Source organism: Streptomyces sp. T028, assembly GCF_048159505.1.
GTDB lineage: Bacteria > Actinomycetota > Actinomycetes > Streptomycetales > Streptomycetaceae > Streptomyces.
This window is the reverse complement of sequence record NZ_JBLRVZ010000013.1, coordinates 170,440-184,399: the sequence shown is the minus strand read 5'-3', so window position 1 is coordinate 184,399 and position 13,960 is coordinate 170,440. Positions and strand designations below refer to the sequence as shown.

13 protein-coding genes are annotated in these 13,960 nt (G+C 68.8%); 9 read left to right on the top strand and 4 right to left on the bottom strand.

The features are described 5' to 3' along the window. The first annotated feature begins 161 nt into the window (after window positions 1-161). The 9 genes from ACLZN2_RS15180 to ACLZN2_RS15140 all read left to right on the top strand — a co-directional run bounded on the left by ACLZN2_RS15180 (window position 162) and on the right by ACLZN2_RS15140 (window position 10,439). Window positions 162-1,106, top strand: coding sequence for an ABC transporter permease (locus tag ACLZN2_RS15180; protein ID WP_416978972.1), 945 nt, complete (start codon window positions 162-164; stop codon window positions 1,104-1,106). After that, window positions 1,106-3,055, top strand: coding sequence for a dipeptide/oligopeptide/nickel ABC transporter permease/ATP-binding protein (locus ACLZN2_RS15175; protein ID WP_416978971.1), 1,950 nt, complete (start codon window positions 1,106-1,108; stop codon window positions 3,053-3,055). The genes ACLZN2_RS15180 and ACLZN2_RS15175 overlap by 1 nt, the downstream gene beginning before the upstream one ends. After that, the gene (locus tag ACLZN2_RS15170; protein ID WP_416978970.1) at window positions 3,048-4,058 is read left to right on the top strand and encodes an ABC transporter ATP-binding protein; all 1,011 of its coding nucleotides are present in this window, start codon (window positions 3,048-3,050) and stop codon (window positions 4,056-4,058) included. Before ACLZN2_RS15175 ends, ACLZN2_RS15170 begins: the two co-directional genes overlap by 8 nt. Further along, window positions 4,055-4,420 (top strand): nuclear transport factor 2 family protein, encoded by a 366-nt coding sequence (locus ACLZN2_RS15165; protein ID WP_416978969.1) that lies wholly within the window; start codon window positions 4,055-4,057, stop codon window positions 4,418-4,420. The genes ACLZN2_RS15170 and ACLZN2_RS15165 overlap by 4 nt, the downstream gene beginning before the upstream one ends. Before the next feature lie 68 nt (window positions 4,421-4,488). Beyond that, window positions 4,489-4,734 (top strand): hypothetical protein, encoded by a 246-nt coding sequence (locus tag ACLZN2_RS15160; RefSeq protein ID WP_416978968.1) that lies wholly within the window; start codon window positions 4,489-4,491, stop codon window positions 4,732-4,734. 81 nt (window positions 4,735-4,815) lie between these two features. Then, the gene (locus ACLZN2_RS15155) at window positions 4,816-6,303 is read left to right on the top strand and encodes an ABC transporter substrate-binding protein (RefSeq protein ID WP_416978967.1); all 1,488 of its coding nucleotides are present in this window, start codon (window positions 4,816-4,818) and stop codon (window positions 6,301-6,303) included. Window positions 6,304-6,396: 93 nt separating this feature from the next. Beyond that, window positions 6,397-7,887: an FAD-dependent oxidoreductase gene (locus ACLZN2_RS15150; RefSeq protein ID WP_416978966.1), complete on the top strand. Its 1,491-nt coding sequence runs from the start codon at window positions 6,397-6,399 to the stop codon at window positions 7,885-7,887. Window positions 7,888-8,029: 142 nt separating this feature from the next. After that, window positions 8,030-8,800 (top strand): SDR family NAD(P)-dependent oxidoreductase, encoded by a 771-nt coding sequence (locus ACLZN2_RS15145; protein ID WP_416978965.1) that lies wholly within the window; start codon window positions 8,030-8,032, stop codon window positions 8,798-8,800. Between the two features lie 106 nt (window positions 8,801-8,906). Then, on the top strand, window positions 8,907-10,439 hold the full coding sequence (locus ACLZN2_RS15140; RefSeq protein WP_416978964.1) for an MFS transporter: 1,533 nt from the start codon (window positions 8,907-8,909) through the stop codon (window positions 10,437-10,439). A 102-nt stretch (window positions 10,440-10,541) separates the two neighbouring features. Here ACLZN2_RS15140 and ACLZN2_RS15135 read toward each other — a convergent pair whose 3' ends face one another. The 4 genes from ACLZN2_RS15135 to ACLZN2_RS15120 form a co-directional block, all read right to left on the bottom strand. Further along, window positions 10,542-10,964 (bottom strand): nuclear transport factor 2 family protein, encoded by a 423-nt coding sequence (locus ACLZN2_RS15135; protein ID WP_416978963.1) that lies wholly within the window; start codon window positions 10,962-10,964, stop codon window positions 10,542-10,544. Between the two features lie 38 nt (window positions 10,965-11,002). Beyond that, window positions 11,003-11,683 carry a nuclear transport factor 2 family protein gene (locus ACLZN2_RS15130; RefSeq protein WP_416978962.1) on the bottom strand — a complete coding sequence of 227 codons (681 nt, stop codon included), beginning with the start codon at window positions 11,681-11,683 and terminating at the stop codon, window positions 11,003-11,005. A gap of 482 nt (window positions 11,684-12,165) precedes the next feature. Further along, window positions 12,166-13,182, bottom strand: coding sequence for a LysR family transcriptional regulator (locus tag ACLZN2_RS15125; protein ID WP_416978961.1), 1,017 nt, complete (start codon window positions 13,180-13,182; stop codon window positions 12,166-12,168). 168 nt (window positions 13,183-13,350) lie between these two features. Beyond that, window positions 13,351-13,956, bottom strand: a complete 606-nt coding sequence (locus ACLZN2_RS15120; RefSeq protein WP_416978960.1) for a TetR/AcrR family transcriptional regulator — start codon at window positions 13,954-13,956, stop codon at window positions 13,351-13,353. Window positions 13,957-13,960 lie beyond the last annotated feature (4 nt).

Here is a 13,960-nt window from a genome sequence, read left to right as displayed (position 1 = left end):
CACCGTGCGTCAGACGCGGCCCGGCACGAAAGAGGCGACAGCATGACGTCTGCTGATGTGAGGTATGCCGTTCGTGGGCAAGCCGACTCCTTCTCCGCAGGCCGATGCACCGTCCAGACTCCGAGGCGGTACCACAGGGCACCGCACGGAAGGACGACTTCATGGCCCGGATTCGCATGGTGGCGATCCGCCTCGCAACCGCAGTGCCGACGGTCCTCATCGTCGCCACGCTCACCTTCGGCCTGTTGCAGCTGATCCCGGGCAGTCCCGCGGAGTTCCTCCTGGGAACCAGCGCCTCGCGGCAGCAGATCAGCGGCCTCGAACACTCGCTGGGCCTTGACCAGCCCTTGCTCACCCAGTACGGGCACTGGCTGGCCAAGGCCCTGCACGGCGACTTCGGTGACTCGATCACCTCGAACACCCCGGCGATCCAGCAGGTGTTCAAGGCACTGCCGGTGACGGTCTCCGTCGCAGCGGTCGGGCTGCTCGTCACCGCCGTCGTGGGAATCGGCCTCGGCCTGCTCGCAGCCCTGCGCGGCGGCGTGTGGGACACGGTGGTGCAGACAGCCTCGAGCGTCGCGATGGCGGTGCCGCCCTTCTGGCTGGCCTCCCTGCTGATCTACTTCCTGGCGATCCGACACCGGATCTTCTACGCGACCGACTACAGCTCCCTCACCGAGTCGCCGAACCAGTGGCTGCTGCATGTCACCCTGCCGGCGATCGCTGTCGCGGTGACCGCGATCGGCCAGGTCGCCTTCCAGGCCAGGGCGTCCCTGCGGGAGACGCTGGGGCAGGACTTCCTGCGCACGCTGCGGTCGACCGGCCTGTCACCGGTCCGCATCCTCTTCAAACACGTCCTTCGCAACGGCCTCGTCCCGGTGATCGCGTATCTCGGCATGATGTTCGTCTTCCTGCTCGGTGGTGTCGTTATCGTCGAGTCGATCTTCAGCCTGCCCGGTCTCGGCGCGTTGATGATCCAGTCCGTCAACAACCACGACCTCACGGTGGTCCAGGCCACGGTCGTCACGTTCTGCGTCCTCGTCGTCATCACCAACCTGGTCGTCGACCTGCTGGTCGGCTGGCTCGACCCGAGGGCGAGGGCCTGATGTCGCAACTGCTCTCCTCACCCGGTCCCGCGAACCCCGCCGCGCCCGGGCCGACGCCGGCCACCCCCGAGGCGAGGCTCGGCGTGCTGCGTGCGGTCCTCGCCCGCGCCACCGTGATCCCGGCGCTGCTGTGGCTGGTGGCGGTGGTGTTCGTGAGTGTCCTCGCCGACCACCTGGGGCTGCAGGACCCGTCGGCCCAGAACCTCGGGCACATGCTGGACGGCCCCTCATCGGCGCACTGGCTGGGCACCGACAGTCTCGGGCGCGACGTGCTGTCCAGGCTGGTGCACGGTGGCGGCGAGCTGCTGGTCGTCGCGCTCATTCCGGTGGTCGTCTCGTATGCCGCCGGCGTCCCCCTCGGGCTGCTCGCCGGCTACGTCGGGGGCCGTGTCGACGTGGCGGTCGGCTTCCTCGTCAACGTGCTCTTCTCCATCCCCGCCGTGGTCTTCGTCCTGGCCGTGGCGGCCGCGACGGACAACAGTCTGACCGTCATGACGCTGGTCATGGGAATCACCGGAAGCGGCGCGATCATCAGACTGGTGCGATCGTCGACGGTCGCGGCCCGCAACCTGCTCTACGTCGACGCGGCGCGGGTCGCCCAGCTGACGCGCCGGCGTGTGCTCGGCCGGCACATCCTGCCCAACGTGGCGGCGCCGCTGATCGTCCAGGCCTTCCTCGCCTACGGCGGCATCTTCGTCTTCCTCACCTCCCTGTCGTTCCTGTCCCTGGGCTTCGATCCCGAGACGCCCAGTTGGGGGCAGATGACATACGAGGCGTCGCAGAACCTCAGCCAGGACCCGTGGCTGATGGTCCCGGTGGGCGCAGTGGTGATCCTCACGATCATGTCGATCAACGCCCTGGGGTCGGCCTTCCTACGGGCGATGCCGTCGGACACGGACAGGAAACCGGCCAGTCCGCGACGCCGCGCCCGGACCGCCGCCGAGGCGGAAGCGTTCACCCCGGACGGGCACTCGGCGGCCGACAGTGTCGCGGAAGCGTCCGCTCTGCTGCGGCTGGAGAAGCTGACGGTGTGCATCCCCGAGTCCCGGGGCGCGGACCGGCTGGTCGACGAGGTGAGTCTGGTCGCACGCCGCGGTGAGACACTGGCCCTCGTCGGCGAGTCCGGCTCCGGCAAGACGCTGACCGCACTGGCGATCGCCAAGCTCCTGCCGCCCCAGGCCGAGGTGACCTCCGGCCGAGTCGTCTTCGACGGACAGAGCGTCAGCAACCTGCCGGAACGCCGGTTCCGCCGACTGCGGGGCACCAGGATCGCCTACGTCGCCCAGGAACCGCTCCGTGCGCTCGACCCGTGCTTCACGGTGCGGTCGCTTCTGGTCGAGGTCATCCGCGGCCACAGCCGGGTCAGCCGCTCGGCGGCGCGGAGCCGGGCCGCCGAACTGTTGTCGATGGTCGGCATCGCCCGGGTCGACGACGTGCTGGGCAGTTACCCCCACCAGCTCTCCGGTGGCATGGCGCAACGTGTGGTCATAGCGCTCGCCATCTCGGCGGACCCGGAGCTGGTCGTCGCCGACGAGCCGACGACGGCGCTCGACGTCACCGTCCAGGCCGAGATCCTCGACCTGCTCCAGTCACTGCGGGAGCGGCTCGGTATGACCCTGGTGCTCATCACCCATGACATGGGGGTGGTCGCCGACATGGCCGACTCGGTCGCGGTGATGCGCCGCGGACGGGTGGTCGAGACCGGCGCCGTACGGGACGTGCTCGCCCGTCCGCGTCACGAGTACACCCGCGAGCTGCTGCGGGCCGCCGCCGGCCGTCCGCGTCGTGACCGCCCGACCGCCCGGATACCTCGCGACGGTTCCGTGCCGGGTCCGCCCGAGCCCGACCCCCACGCGACGGAGCTCGTACCGGACCGCCACCCCCGCCCGGGCCCGACCGCCCCGGACGGCGCCGACCCCACGCTCCCGGGAGGACTGAGCCGTGACTGAGGAACCGCTGCTCGAGGTGGAGCACCTGAGCGTGCAGTACCGCCGCCCCGGGATGTTCGCCAAGCCCGTCACGGTCGTCGACGACGTGACCTTCAGCGTGCGCGCGGGCGAGACCGTCGGACTGGTCGGCGAATCGGGTGCGGGGAAGTCGACCGTGGGGCGGGCCGTGCTCGGCCTCGTGCCGACGTCCGGGGGAGTCATCCGGTTCGAGGGCGTGGACCTGGCCGGTCCCGGCGGGGCCAAGGCGCGATCCCGCCTGCAGGTGGTCTTCCAGGACCCCTACGGTTCACTCAACCCCTCCCGGCGTGTCGGAGCGACGTTGCGTGAACCCCTTGAGGTGCGGCACGGGTTGTCCTCCCGGGAGGCGGGCGAGCGGATCACGCGGATGCTCCAGCGGGTGGAGCTGCCCGCCGACGCCCAACTCCGGCTGCCGCACGGGTTCTCCGGCGGTCAGCGGCAGCGGATCGGCATCGCCCGTGCGCTCACCCCGCGGCCACGTCTCGTGGTGTGTGACGAGGCGACGAGCGCGCTCGACGTGCTCACCAGGGAGAAAGTGGTCGGACTGCTGGCGCAGATCCAGGACGAGACAGGAGTGGCCTACCTCTTCATCGCCCATGATCTGCCGCTGGTGGCGGGTTTCGCCGACCGTGTGGTCGTGCTGTACCGAGGCCGTGTGATGGAGTCCGGCCCCGCCCGGGTGGTGGGCGAGGACCCGCGACACCCCTACACCAGAGCACTGGTTCTCGCCGTGCCCGGTCTGGACCCCGACGAACAGCAGCGCCGCCGCAGCGCCCGTCGCGAACTTCGCGCCACCGTCAACGCGTCCGAGCCGCCGGCGGACGGATGCCCGTTCGCTCCCCGGTGCCCCAGCGCCGCGGACCTGTGCTGGACGCGCCGACCGCGCCAGCTCCGTGTCGAGGACCGAACCGTCGCCTGCCATCTCGTGGACCCGGACGTGGACCACCCCGAAAGCGGTGGCCCGATGGGAGGCGCCGCGGAATGACCGACCCCGCAGCCCCGGCCCACCGTGTCGAACGCCTGGAACACCGCTGTGCGATAGAGCAGTTGACGGCGCGTCGGGCCCATCTTCAGTCGCCCGGCCTGAACGGCGCGGAGACCGACGAGTGCTGGTCACGCCGTGACGACATCACCTTCGATGCCGAGGACCGGGGCGTCCGGGAGGACCGGGCCGCGGTGCGTCAGGAGTATGTGGACTGCAGTCCGTTCCCGGACGGCACCAGGGGCATGCTGATCGAGCACCTGCTGACGACCGCCGGCGTCGAGGTCGCCGCTGACTTCGAGACCGCCAAGGGCGTGTGGACGGCGCCCGGCCACGAGACCTTTCCGGTCGTTCCCGGCGAGTAGCCCCAGCCGCACTACCGCTGGGGGCGCTACACCGTCGACTCCGTGCGCGAGGACGCCGAATGGCACATATGGCACCTCCACGTCCCCGACACGTTCCGGACGCCGTACGCCCGCAGCCGGGTCGACTCCGCCCCGCACCGCCGGACCACTTCATCCGGGACGGCCAGGTGATGGACGGCATCACCCCGCCCACCCGGCTCCTCACCTTCAACCAGCCCTGCCACCCCGACATCGCCCCCGCCCACCAGCCTGTGCCGCCACTGCCGTACCGGACCTGGAGCGAGGTCACCAGCTACACCGATCCCCTCGAATGAAGGATGCTTTCGATGCAAGGACCGCCCCGCGCAGCCACAGGTGCCAGAACGGCCCGTGTTGTCACCCTCTTCCTCGCCCTCGTGTCACTCGTCGCAGGCTGCACCACCGCGGGTGAGACCCAGGACTCGGCGAAGGGTTCGAACGACGTCACCATCGCGGCGTTCTCCATGGGTAACTCGCTCGACCCGTGGAGTTCCTGGATCTCGAACTACGCCGTCCAGGCACCGTACGACACCCTGACCCGGCAGCTTCCGGACGGCAAGGTCGGTCCCTGGCTGGCGACCTCCTGGAAATACACCGACCCGAAGACACTCGTACTGAAACTCCGCAACGACGTGGACTTCACCGACGGCACACACTTCACGGCCGAGACGGTCGAGAAGAACCTCGACTACGCCAAGACCGTCAACCCGAGGAACCAGGGCGACAGCGCCTACCTCGACTCGATCAAGTCCGTCGTGGCGTCGGGCACGTACGAGGTGACGATCCGGCTCAGCCAGGCCAACCCCGACCTTCCGTGGTCCTTCTCCCGATGGGCGGGCTGGATGGTCAGCGCTAAGGCGCTGGCGAACCCCAGGACGCTCGCCTCGACTCCGGTCGGCAGTGGCCCGTACATCCTCGACCAGAAGGCAACGACCAACCAGCAGACCTACGTGTTCGTGAAGAACCCGGACTACTGGGCCGCCGACAAGGTCAAGCGTTTCGACAGGCTGACGGTGCGGATCATGACCGACACCACCGCCATGGTGAACGCGGCCCGAGCGGGCAAGGTCGACTATCTGACCCTGTCCGATCCGTCGGTGAGTGTTTCCGGCATGAAGAAGGGATACGGCGGAGCGGTCAGCATTCTGGGGCTGGTGTTTCAGGACCTGAGGGGCAGGATCAGCGAGCCGCTCAAGGACGTGCGGGTACGGCAGGCGCTGAACTACGCCGTCGACCGCAAGCAGCTCCTCGACACGGTCCAGAAGGGAGCGGGCGTGGTCAACGGCTCGGTGCCGTACAGCCCGGACAGTTCCGGGTACAGCTCCGCCCTGGACGGCCACTACAGCTATGACCCCGCGAAGGCCAAGGCCCTGCTGAAGGCCGCCGGGTACGCGGACGGGTTCACCGTCAAGGCGGTGATCAACGCCCAGTTCGCGACAATGGAGCAGGCCATAGCGGCCCAGCTCGCCAAGGTCGGCGTCAAGGTGGAGCTCTCCAGCCACAGCAGCGACATCTTCCAGCAGACGATGTCCGGGAAGTGGCCGGTGGCCACCTTCGTCACCAATATCACCGGACAGACCTACAGCGATGTCGTGAACTCGCTGACTCCTTCGTCGATCTACAACCCGCAGAAGAACTCCGACGCGACGATCCGGAAGCTGCTCGCGCGGGCGACCACCACCACCGACGCGAAACAGCGGAAGAAGTACTACGCCGAACTCGCCGCCTACGCGCAGCAGCAGGCCTGGCTGCTGACCCCGGTGCTGTTCAAAACGGCCTACGCCTACAACACCGACAAGATCAGGATCGATGCCCCGTCGACCGTGATCACCCCGGACCTCTGGTACATGTCCCCCTCCACCTGAGCCATCTCACCGCACCCGGCACGACGCACGGGGCGGGTCCGGCACCGGACCCGCCCCGTCGCACACCCGCTGACGAATCGAGGTAGCACCACCATGACCGAACCGATCATCGATGTCCTGGTCATCGGCGCAGGCGGCGCCGGGCTGACCGCCGCGCTGAGCGCGGCCCAGGCCGGCGCCCGGGTGGCCGTCGTGGAGAAGACCGACTACGTCGGCGGCCCGTACCGCCTCAACCCGGGCAGCATCGGCACCTTCGCGGTCGAGAGCTGGATGCAGCAGACGCGTCACCTCGGACCGTCCCGGGCCGAGGCCTATCGCATCCTGATGGAGCACTCCAGGTGGCGGGCCGACGGCCGCGTCGTGTCCGCCCTGCTGAGCGGTTCGGCGTCGACCGTCACCTGGTTCAACGAGCTGGGCATCACGTTCGACCACGTCATCGCCTACTACAACGGTGCCCAGCCGGTGTGGCACATCCGTGACACCCCTCATGACCCGGTCATCGCCGACGTGCTGGAACGGCACGCCCGTGAGCTCGGTGTCGAGTTCCTCCTCAACACGCGAGCGCTCCGACTCGTCACCCGGGACGGCGTCGTCCAAGGGGCCGAGGTGGAGGACGCGGACGGCCCCCGGACGCTCACGGCCAGGTCCACCGTCCTCGCCACAGGCGGCTATCAGGGCAACCCCGGTCTGATCGAGCGCTACACCGGTCTGCGACAGGGGCACGACCTCTTCACCTTCGAGATGTTCACCCACCCCCAACACCAGGGCGAGGGGCTGCAGATGGCCTGGGACGCCGGTGCGGGCACGTCGCCGACGATGCTGGAGACCTACATCTACCTGCCCGACCCGTTCGGCGGCCCGGGCGGCACCATGCCTGAGCTCAGTGCGTTCCGGCAGGCAGGACTGCTCGTCAACGACAACGGTCTGCGCTTCGTCGACGAGTCGGTCATGCGAAACCCCGCCGACGCCGCGAACGCGGTTCGCTGCCAGCCGGGGAGCCACGCCTACATGCTCCTCAGCGACCGGGTGGACAACGAACTGCGTGAGCACGGGCTCGACTTCCAGCTGTTCGGGATGCATCACGCTCCGGGTTCCCTCGCACCACTGGGCAAGCAGGTGCAGAGCGCCGTCGATTCAGGCTACGAGTTCCTCTTCCGCGCCAAGACTCTGGGCGAACTCGCCGCACAGACCGGCATCCCGGCGGACCGACTTCGGGCCACGGTCGCCGAGTACGACCGAGGCTGCGCACGGGGCGTGGACGAGGGCTTCTTCAAGGAGGCGCGGTACCTGCGGCCCCTCGGTCCGGACGGGCCGTACTACGCGGCCAAGTTCTGCCTCGGCAGCTACGGCAGTGCGGGCGGCGTGGCGACCGACGAGTGCGGACGCGCACTCGACGAACGGCGTTGGCCGGTGCCGGGACTCTATGTCATCGGCCGCGACGCCGCGCACGTCTTCGGCGACACCTACCCCTTCGTCTTCGCGGGCCTGATCCAGGGACTCAGCCACACCATCGGTCGGATCGCCGGCGCACACGCGGCGCAGACCGCGCGCCGCGCACTGCCCGACCGCGAAGGAGAGCGCTGACCGAGCGGCCTGAACGCCTTCGCATACCAGCCATGCGAACCCTCGATGGCGCCTTGTCGGTGCATTTCTTGTTCTGCTCATCCGCCGCACCTACGCTGCCGGAACCACATTCCGACGGTTCGAGAAGAAGGATATGGAAATCATGGATCGGTTGTCCGGGAAAATCGCCTTCATCAGCGGGACGGGGGCCGGAATAGGCCGGGCGGCAGCACAGGTGTTCGCCGAGGAAGGCGCGCTCGTATTCGGTTGCGACATCGATGGGGACCGTGCGGCGGAAACCGTGGGACTCGTCGAGAAGGCCGGCGGGGTGATGCGGTCGCTCGCGCCGGTGGACCTGTCCACCGAAGCGGGGGCGCGAGAGTGGATCGACGCGGGGATCGAGGCATTCGGCGGCATCGACATCCTCTACAACAACGCGTCCGCGCTGCGGAACGGGCCGTTCGAGACCATGCCCGCAGAGGACTGGTACTTCACCATCAGGAACGAGCTGGACATCCCCTACTTCTGCACCCAGGCGGCGTGGCCGCACCTCATCGCCCGCGGCGGCGGTGCCGTCCTCAACGTCGCCTCGGTGGCCGCGGTACGCGGTGCCCCATTCCTGCCGATGGTGCCGCACGGGGCCGCCAAGGGCGGGGTGCTGGCGATGAGCAAGCACCTGTGCGCGGCCGGCGCCCCGCACGGCATCCGCGTCAACACCATCGCCCCCGGCATGATCCGTACCTCTGCGACCGCGCCGTTCCTCGACGACCCGAACGGCCCGAAGGCCCATCTGGAGGCGCGGATCCCGGTGGGGCGGGTGGGGCAGCCGGAGGACATCGCCCGCGCCGCCGCCTTCCTCTGCTCCGAAGAAGCGGCGTTCGTCAACGGTGCCAATCTCATGGTCGACGGCGGCGACAGCGCCATGGCGGGCTGACCGGAGACCGGAAGGCGACCCGGTCTCATGACGGCACGGTCTGGGTGAACGCCCCGAGAGACATCTCATCGACGCATCAGGAAGACACAGAGTGAGGATAAACGCCATGAAACGATCGATCGCCTTGAAAAGAGTGGACCCGGGGACGCTCGTGGCGTGCTGTCTCGCGGTCGCCGCGGCCCAGATGTGTATTACGGTTCCGGCCCCCATCAACGGAGAAATACAGACCGCCTTCGGAGCCTCCGGTTCACAGGTGGCCTGGGTGACTCTGGCCTTCATCCTCCCCACCGCGATCCTCGAACTCAATTTCGGTGTGGTGGGTGACCTCTTCGGGCGTAAGCGGTTGCTGGTGTTCGGCGGACTCGTCCTGGCCCTCGGTGAACTGCTCAATGCCGTTTCCCAGAACGTGACGATGCTGTGGGCCGGCCAGGCGCTCGCCGGCATCGGCGCCGCCGCGCTCTTCCCGAGCTCCCTCGCCGTGATCGCCGCCGCGACGCCGGAGGAGAAGGACCGGGCCAAGGCGGTGTCCACCTGGGCGCTGAGCATCTCCGTCGCCTCGGCCGTCGGCCCGTTGTCCTCGGGTGTGCTGGCCACCATTGCCGACTTCCGGTGGGCGTTCGTGCCTCCGATCGTCCTCGGTGTGGCCGTCGCCGTGTGCTCCTGGATCCTCGTCACCGACTCCCGGGCCCCGGAAGGCCGCGCGCTCGACTGGCCCGGGCAGATCACCGTCGCCGTGGGGCTGACCAGTCTGCTGTGGGGCGTGATCGAGGGCGGCGAACGTGGCTGGAGCAGCCCCGCGATCGTCGCTGCGCTCGCCCTGGCGGGGGTGTCTCTGGTCGCCTTCGTCATCGCCGAGAAGCGCGCCGGGTCGCCGATGTTCGATCTGGACCTGCTGAGGATCCCGTCGTTCGCCGCCTCCTCGGTCGTCGCCCTGGTCGGCATGTTCGGGTTCATCGGCACCGGGTACGTCGTCTCCATCCGCCTCGGGGCGGTCATGCACCTGAGCGCCCTGCGGGCCGCTCTGCCGTTCGTGATCCTGCAGCTGATACCGCTGCTGCTCGCACCCGTGCTGAGCCGCATGCTCACCCGGGTCGACGCGCGCTGGCTGCTGACGGGCGGTCTGCTGCCGATGGCCGCAGGGCAGTTCTGGATCGCGGCCCTGCCCGTCACCACCACGTCCCTGGCGGCCTTCATCGGTCCGGTGCTGCTGCTGGGAGTCGGCTTCATTTGTGTGGTGTCCTCGCTGACATCGGCTGCCGTCAACGCCGTACCGATCGACCGGACCGGCATGGCCAGCGGCGCAACAAGCCTGGTGCGGGAGTTCGGCCAGGCCCTGGGCCCGGCGGTCATCAGCACCGTCGCGCTGAGCCTTGCCTCCTCCGCGCTGGCGGGGAAACTCAGCGGCGCCGACGCGGGGATGGAAGCGGCGGCCGGGCCGCTCGCCGTGGTGAGCGCGGGAGGAGAGAGCGCCCGGGCGGCCGCCACCTCGGCGCTGGGCCACGGCATGGCGGTGGGCGTGGTGATCTGCGGTTGTGCCTCTCTGCTGGGCGTGGTGGTCACACTGCTGCTGGTGCGGAGGAGCCCCGTTCGTGAAGTCGCGGAGACCGGCGAGCCGACCGTGCAGGCGGCGTCCGCCTGACCTCTGGCAGGCGGATCACATGCGGAGGCCGGGGCTGATGGCCCCGGCCTCCACATGTCGTGGATCGTGGCCGGGGCGGACGCGGTCCGCCCCGGCCACGACCTAATGGGGAACGCCCAGCTCCGTCGTCCTGCCGTCGAGGTCCGTCGCGGAGAAACTGTTGTACGAGACCTGGATGGTCGCGAACCGCCCATCCCTGAGCTCGTACATGATGATCCCGCGGTAGTCGAGGGACTCGCCCTTGCGTACGGGGCCGAAGAGCGAGTCGGGATGGTCGGCGAGCGCTTCGAAGTGGGTGTGCATGCGTACGGCGACGGTCTCACCGTCGCTGACGAACCGCTCGACGTTCAGTGTTTCGCGGAACTTCCCCCAGATCTTGGCGTAATGGTCCTTCATGCCCTGGACTCCCTGGAACTCCAGGGTTCCGTTCACCATTCTCATGTCGGGGTCCAGGTAGTCGTCGAAGGCGGTGTCGTCCTCCGCGTTGAAGCGGCGGACGTATTCCTCGTACGTGGGCCTGTCCACGGTTCCTCCAGTCCGGTGCGGGTGGGTTGCGGGTGCCGCTACAGCGGATCCGTGTAGGAGGTGGTCTCCGACCAGTCGTGGTAGGGCCGCGGTGGGACGGGCTGGTAGGCCGGTGCCTTGTCCGGGTGGTACGGCTGGTTGAAGGTCACCGGACGAGTGGGCGGTGTCATCCCCTCCATCGTGGAGCCCTCCTCGGGGAAGTACTCCGGACGGTTCAGCGCGGAGTCCACCCAGCTGCGGTCGTAGGGGGTACGGAACGTCGTCAGGACGTGCAGGTGCCAGATCCGCCACCGGCCGTTCTCCCTGACGAAGTCGACGCTGTACCGGCCCCAGGACCAGTGCGGCTTCGGCGGCTCGCCCGGCACGATGGGGAAGGTCTCGTGGCCCGGTGACATCCACACGCCCTTGGCGGTCTCGCCGTCCTCGGCGACCTCGACGACCTGCGTGGTCAGACAGTGCTCGATCAGCAGGCCCGTGGTGCCGGCGGGGAAGGGATTCTCCTTGACGTAAGCGGCGACGATCGCCTCACGACCGTCCCAGACGCCCCAGTCCTCGGCCTCGAAGCAGATGTCCTCGCGGGTCGACCAGCACTCCTCGAACTCCCGGTCGTTCATGCCCGCGGAGTGCAGGAAGGCGCGCCGGCCCATCAGGTTCTGGATCTCCTGCACGGCCTCCAGACGGTCGAGTCGTCGAAGCAGCGTGTCGATCTCGTCGCTCATGGTGCTGTTTCCTCTCGGTGGTGGGGATCGGCGTACCTCGGCGGAAGGACTGCGCGGAGGGGCCCGGGCGGTGACCGTGTCCGGAGCGGTGGCGGTCAGCTGTGCCCTGGGGATGCCCGTGCAGGTGCCGGGTGAGAAAGGTCCGGGGTGCGGGGAAGGGATGCTGCCAGGCAACCACGGAACCGATGCGGGGAGAAGCCGAGATCCACGATGGCTGGCATCGCCGCCACCGTGTCGTACAGTCGACGGCCGCCGCGCAGCGCACACGAAGGCTGACGGGCAGGCGTCCGGCGCGGCGACGACGGCCGGCGACCGAGGTCCGCCGAGCCGTACGATCTCTCGATGGGGGCCGAACGTCGGCCATGGCAGCCGCCGTTGACGCTCGACGGCGGCAGCCTCCGGACCCGTCCGCAGGGTGTCCGTCTGCACGGGCTCGCGCAGTGTTCACCATCCGGTTCGGCGACGGCCGAGCGGCGCGCTGCTCAGCTCAAGGTGGTCATGCGCGGCACGGCAGGCAGGCGATGGCAGACGTCCGCAGGGGCGAACACTTCGCGCGCCCGGTGGGCGCCCCCCTCGGCGGGGGGCTGGACCGGTTCGTCCAGCGAGGCGCCGACGTTGCGCACGATCTCGCGCAGCCAGCGGTGGGCGGGGTCGGCGTGTCGGTGGGGGTGCCAGTGCATGGCCTCGACGAGTGGGACGTCCGGGAACGGTGTCGGCACCGCGACACAGCGCGCGAAGGGTTCGTAGCGCCTGGCCAGCCGTTCGGGCACCAGGGCGACCATGTCAGTGCCGCTGACCAGGAACGGCAGGACGCTGAAGCCTGGCGCGCTGACTTGGACCGTCGGAGTGATGCCGAGGGTTTCGAGTTGCCGGTCCGTGGGCGTGAGGCTCTTGCCGAACGCGGAGGCGGCGTGGGGCATCTCCGCAAGATCGCGCAACGCGAGCCGTCCGTCCGTCAGCAGTGGGTTGCCGGGGTCGACGATGCAGACGAACCGGTCGTGCATGACGGTCTCGCTGACCCCCGGCAACTGGTAGCCGAGCGGGGCGATCATCAGGTCGTGGCAGCGCAGGTGGGTGTCGGTCTCCGGCTCGCCGTGCACAAGCGGGTGGAAGTCGATGCGGACGCCGGGCGCCTGCACGGCGATGGCCCGCAGCAGCGGCTCCACCAGCACCGTCATGACGTAGTCGGACATGACGACCGAGAAGCGCTGGCGTGTTTGGGCCGGGTCGAAGTGGCGGGTCAGCGAAAGTGCTTCCTCGGCCTTGTGGAGCGAGGCCCGTACGACCGGCAGCAGCCGCTCCGCCAGCGGCGTCAGCTCGTACTCCCGCCCCATCCGCACCAGCAACTCGTCGTTGAAGTGCCGACGCAGCCGGGCCAGTGAACCGCTCATCGCGGACTGGCTGGAGTTGAGACGTACGCCGGCGTGCGTGACGTTCTTCTCTTCCAGGAGGGCTTCCAGAGCCACCAGCAGATTCAGGTCCATCGCTCCGAGACCCATGGAAGTTCCTTCCGGCCGCGTCATTGAAGCTCGGTTGGATTCGGAGCGTAACGAGGGGGCTGTGCCCGGGGAAGAGAAGGGGAAGGTACTTGCAGGGATCCGATGGCAGCCATTGGACCCCTGGATGGATGCAGGCCGGCGGCCCGGCCGACCCGACCGCGCAACGGATCACCTGCCGGTCGGCGAACCCGCGGCCCGGTCCATGATCGACGCCAGGATGAGCCGGTGCAGGTGGCGGCTGACGCCGGTCATGACGTCCAGTCCCGCGCCGTCGCCCGAGGCCACGAGACCGCTGGTGAACACGATGTTGAGTCTCGCGAGTTCTCTCGCGCACACGGCCGGGTCGCGGACGCCGTAGCTGTCGGCGACGGCCTCGATGAAGTCCAGGACTCGCGTGAAGCCACGGTGCACACTGGCGTCCACGATCGACTGCACCTCGTCGTTGTCCGCCTGGTGCAGCTGAAGCGAGGTGAACAGCCTGAACAACGGCAGCCGTTTGGCGATGAGGTCGCCCGCGATCGTGTAGAACGCGGCCAGGCGCTCACAAGGGGAGCCCTCCAGGTCGTCGAACGAGGGCAGCGCGTCGAAGAACGTTCCCATTCCACGCAAGAGCACGGCCCTGAGGACGCCCGCCTTGCTGCCGAAGTGGTGGTAGACGGAGCCGACCGGCAGACCGGACTCCGCGCACACCTGATGGATACTCACATTCGTGTAGCCGTGAGTGCCGAACAGGTGCTCCGCGGCGTCCAGGATCTGGTTCTGTGAGCCGTCCATTCCC

Excerpts from the sequence above, each read along its gene's own strand:
- ACLZN2_RS15180 (WP_416978972.1), top strand. The coding sequence starts at position 162 with ATGGCCCGGATTCGCATGGTGGCGATCCGCCTCGCAACCGCAGTGCCG.
- ACLZN2_RS15175 (WP_416978971.1), top strand. The coding sequence starts at position 1,106 with ATGTCGCAACTGCTCTCCTCACCCGGTCCCGCGAACCCCGCCGCGCCC.
- ACLZN2_RS15165 (WP_416978969.1), top strand. The coding sequence starts at position 4,055 with ATGACCGACCCCGCAGCCCCGGCCCACCGTGTCGAACGCCTGGAACAC.
- ACLZN2_RS15160 (WP_416978968.1), top strand. The coding sequence starts at position 4,489 with ATGGCACCTCCACGTCCCCGACACGTTCCGGACGCCGTACGCCCGCAG.
- ACLZN2_RS15150 (WP_416978966.1), top strand. The coding sequence starts at position 6,397 with ATGACCGAACCGATCATCGATGTCCTGGTCATCGGCGCAGGCGGCGCC.
- ACLZN2_RS15145 (WP_416978965.1), top strand. The coding sequence starts at position 8,030 with ATGGATCGGTTGTCCGGGAAAATCGCCTTCATCAGCGGGACGGGGGCC.
- ACLZN2_RS15140 (WP_416978964.1), top strand. The coding sequence starts at position 8,907 with ATGAAACGATCGATCGCCTTGAAAAGAGTGGACCCGGGGACGCTCGTG.
- ACLZN2_RS15130 (WP_416978962.1), bottom strand. The coding sequence starts at position 11,683 with ATGAGCGACGAGATCGACACGCTGCTTCGACGACTCGACCGTCTGGAG.
- ACLZN2_RS15125 (WP_416978961.1), bottom strand. The coding sequence starts at position 13,182 with ATGGGTCTCGGAGCGATGGACCTGAATCTGCTGGTGGCTCTGGAAGCC.
- ACLZN2_RS15120 (WP_416978960.1), bottom strand. The coding sequence starts at position 13,956 with ATGGACGGCTCACAGAACCAGATCCTGGACGCCGCGGAGCACCTGTTC.